The organism is Pseudoalteromonas sp. P1-13-1a, assembly GCF_001401875.1.
Taxonomy (GTDB): Bacteria; Pseudomonadota; Gammaproteobacteria; order Enterobacterales; family Alteromonadaceae; genus Pseudoalteromonas.
In genome coordinates, this window is sequence record NZ_LKDV01000078.1 from 1 (window position 1) to 645 (window position 645).

1 protein-coding gene is annotated in these 645 nt (G+C 52.6%); it reads left to right on the forward strand.

Annotation, left to right across the window (positions count from 1 at the left end; translation table 11 throughout):
* On the forward strand, positions 1-645 hold a 645-nt coding region (locus AN391_RS19835; RefSeq protein ID WP_200910108.1), incomplete at both ends, for an Ig-like domain-containing protein.

A 645-nucleotide genomic window follows, 5' to 3' on the forward strand; every position in this document is an offset into this window, starting at 1 on the left:
ACACCAACCAGCGACTTAGCAGAAGGCAACTACAGTGTTAGCGCCAGCATCACTGATGCAGCAGGCAACACGGGTACAGGCACAGACAACGGCGAAGTGGATGTGACGCCACCAACCCTTGCCTTTACACCGACCTTTGAGCTTGGTTTATTAGTGACCCTAAGCGGTACCTCTGACCTGCCAGCAGGCAGCGAAATTACTATCACTGAGCAACTTATAGGCGGTGGCATTGGGGCCACTTACACCACCACAACCGATGCCAATGGTAATTGGTCATTAGTGGGCTTGGATGTATCACTCCTTGATGTTGGCTCTGTAATAGCCACAGCCACCGATGCAGCCGGTAACACGCGCACAATCAGCTCAGATGACTTTGATAGCACACCGCCTACGCTTACTGTTGAGGTGGATGCACAAAGCAATAGCAACACGCCTATAATCAGTGGCACGAGCGATGCGGGCGAAGGCGCGCAAGTGACGATAGTGGTGACCGACAGCGATGGTAATCCACAAACCATCACTGCGCTTGTTGATGCAAATGGTGATTGGAGCGCCACACCGAGTACACCACTTAGTGAAGGTGAAAGCACGATTGAAGTGAGCGTACGCGATAGCGTAGGCAACGAAACCACCGTGAGTGAAACC